Below are 2,984 nucleotides of genomic sequence, written 5' to 3'. Positions count from 1 at the left end.
GCGGCGACGTGACGACGGACACAAAGCCATGTTTTTCCAGATGGCTGAGGCAGGCGTCAGTGCTGTCGAATCGTTTCACAAACGTCCATTTGACGGCTGATACAGACGTTTCCGAAAGCGATTTCCGTTGGCGCATTTGCTGCCAGTCATCAGGAAGTGCTTTGCGTGGATCGACGATATAGACTCTTTCAACGCCGAGGGCATTTGCGTTTCGAATTACCGTTCCGATGTTCCTGATATCATTCGGATCTTCGACAACGGCTACCAAGTTCTTGCAGCGAAACGATTTGACCGCAGCCGCACGCTTGCGAACCGATACTCTGGGTTTCTGAGCCTCAAGGGTTTCCATGAGAGAGGTTCTTACCAGAGGCGCATCTGAATCCAAGGCCCGTGGCGACTCTATCGCCGCCACATCAGGAAGTCGCATAAGATAGATTATGGAACTGACGCATGGGCCAGGAACTGTAAATTGCCGCTGATTCTCATAGGCTTGAGCGCTCGTGGCGTATTGCCTTGAGCGGATAGCCAACCCTAGGCTGTCGAAATGAAGATGGCAAACAGCGGGATCGAAGCGGCGATCGAAGTGTTCGTGCATGGCTTCAGTGCCGACAGAAGCCGCACCTTTCCTTACGTGGCCCGCCGTGTTGGGCCGTTGTGGCTGATGCGCGACGCCGAGCGCAAGAATCCTCGCGACTACCGCGGCGAAGAATGGGTCGTCCATGACGTCGCCGCTCAACAGGCCGATGCCATCGTGCGGCAGCATGCACGGCCGGGCTTTGCCATTTCCGTTATGATCGCGCACGAGGATCCGGACGGGCCGACACGAACTGCCTACAAAGCTCTCGGCTACCGGCTGCTTCGGACCGAAGGCTTTTTCGTCCACCGATTGCGCCGCATTCCCAGCCCGCCGGCGGTTGCTTCGATCGAACGCGTGCAGACAGCCGAACGGGCGGCGCAGTTGGGAAAGATCATCCGCAGGCAGCCGATCCCAGACGATTTGCTCGGCGACAGCGCGCCATTCCGTCAGTATGTGGCAGTCGATGGCGCCGATATCGTTGGGCGCGTACGCAGCCTTGATGCCCTGGGAGCCACATGGTGTTCGAGCATGTATGTCGAGCCGTCGCACCGGCGTCGCGGCATTGGCCAGGCTTTGATGTCGAGAATGTTGCACGACGATCGGGCGCGTGGGTCGAGGTACTCGGCGCTGGCTGCAACCCACGCCGGGGCGCTGCTTTATCCCCGGATGGGCTACGAGCGGATCGGAACGCTGCTGATATTTGCGTCAAGGAGCCGGAAGACCGTATGAGGGTTTATTCGCATCATGCTGATTTATAGTGGATTTCAGCTTGATCGGTGGTCAGAGCCCTCTCCTTTTACAACAGCTGGCCTAGCTTAACATCTTCGATGCCGATGAACTTCATCACAGCCCGCGATTTCACCAGGGAACGGTGCGGCCGAGATAGTCAAGATATTCCAGGCCGGGGTTTCCCCGTTTTGCGAGGAGCACGTTCACAAGGCTGGGAATGCTCTCTTGGATGGTGAGCCGTGCGCCCGGGCCGCCCAACTCCGTGCGAACCCAGCCCGGCGCCATCAGGACCATCGAACGGGCCTCGCCCGCGTGCCGGGCTGCGTAGCAGCGCATATACTGGTTCAAGGCGGCCTTGCTGCCGCGGTAGACCTCGCGCATGCCGGTCGTGTTGTTGCAGACGCTGCCCTGTCCAGACGACATCACGCCAATCAACCCGGACGCCTCGACAAAGTCATCGAGGCTCTCGATCACGCGCAGCGGGCTCAGCGCGTTCGTGAGCATGACCCGGATGAATTCGTCGGTCGTCACCTGCCCGACCGTATCCGTCTCGTTGTTCGTCGTTCCGGCGTTAACGAACAGCATGTCGAACATCTTGCCGGTCAGGCGTTGGCGCAGGCCCGCAACCTGGTCGGGCTCGCAGATGTCCAGGGTCTCTATCTCGACCCGGCCAGCATGCTCGTCTGCCAGATCGTGCAGCAAGGTCCGGGTTCCGCCGCCGCGAACTGTGCCGACGACATTCCATCCCTTTTTTAGGAACTCGGCCGCCATGGCATGGCCGAGGCCCCGCGATGCGCCAATGAGGAGGATTGTGCGAGCTGGGTCGCTCGGAATGTGTTTGGGCATGAGAGTTGGTAGCTTTCGATGTTGGTCCGACAGCCGATATAAGCGGCCGTGCGCAGGGCGCCAGACGCATCAAAGTCAAAGTATGGTTGCATCAAACGCTATGTCTGGCGACGCGGCTGGGATAGGCTCAGGTCATGACCAATGTTGATGTGGACCTGAACCTTCTCGTCGCACTGGATGTGCTGCTCGCCGAGGGCAGCGTGACAGGGGCAGCCCGTCGCCTCGGCTTGAGCGCATCGGCCATGAGCCGGACGCTCACGCGACTTCGGGCAGCAACAGGCGACCCGCTGCTCGTTCGCGCCGGGCGAGGCCTGGTGCCGACACCGCGCGCTGCCGAACTGCGCGAGCGCGTCCATGAGCTTGCGCGGGACGTGCAAGCAGTGCTCCGGCCGCAGATCACGCATATGGACGTCGCGTCGCTCGAACTGACATTTACCGTCCGAGTGAGCGAGGCATTTCTGGAATTTCTGTCTGGCCCCGTCGTGGCCGCGGTCACTCGGGCAGCCCCACGGATCTGCCTTCGCTTTGTCCCCAAACCTGACAAAGACGCGCGGCCGCTAAGGGAGGGGCTCATTGATCTGGAGATCGGCCTGCTTGGAACGTCCGCGCCGGAGATACGCACCCAGTTCCTGTTCCATGACAAGCTTGTCGGCGTGGCCCGAATTGGACATCCTCTTCTCGAGCGCGCGGCGGTGACCGCAGAAAGATATGCCGCCTGCGACCATGTCTTGGCGTCCAAGGATGGGGAGAGAATCGAGCCCGTCGATGCCGCCCTGGAGAAGCTGGGGCTTAAACGGGCGATAAGGGTCGTCGTGCCTGGATATCCGGATGC

The 2,984-nt window shown here is 60.5% G+C and carries 4 protein-coding genes; 2 read left to right on the top strand and 2 right to left on the bottom strand.

Annotated features, from left to right (window positions below):
• Positions 1–349, bottom strand: a 349-nt coding sequence (locus EN984_RS28720; protein WP_164765713.1) for an RNA methyltransferase, incomplete at its 3' end; no start/stop codon positions are given.
• 195 nt (positions 350–544) lie between these two features.
• Here EN984_RS28720 and EN984_RS28715 point away from each other — a divergent pair.
• On the top strand, positions 545–1,306 hold the full coding sequence (locus tag EN984_RS28715; RefSeq protein ID WP_127268847.1) for a GNAT family N-acetyltransferase: 762 nt from the start codon (positions 545–547) through the stop codon (positions 1,304–1,306).
• A 129-nt stretch (positions 1,307–1,435) separates the two neighbouring features.
• Here the strand turns inward: EN984_RS28715 and EN984_RS28710 are convergent, their stop codons facing one another.
• Entirely contained in the window at positions 1,436–2,152 is a 717-nt protein-coding gene (locus EN984_RS28710; RefSeq protein WP_127268848.1) for an SDR family NAD(P)-dependent oxidoreductase, read from the bottom strand.
• 134 nt (positions 2,153–2,286) lie between these two features.
• Between EN984_RS28710 and EN984_RS28705 the strand changes: the two genes are divergently transcribed.
• Positions 2,287–2,984, top strand: a 698-nt coding sequence (locus EN984_RS28705; RefSeq protein ID WP_164765712.1) for a LysR family transcriptional regulator, incomplete at its 3' end; no start/stop codon positions are given.

It is taken from the genome of Mesorhizobium sp. M7A.F.Ca.CA.004.12.1.1, from assembly GCF_003997835.1.
GTDB lineage: Bacteria > Pseudomonadota > Alphaproteobacteria > Rhizobiales > Rhizobiaceae > Mesorhizobium.
The sequence above is the reverse complement of the archived record's forward strand: the minus strand, read 5'-3'. Positions and strand labels throughout refer to the sequence as shown.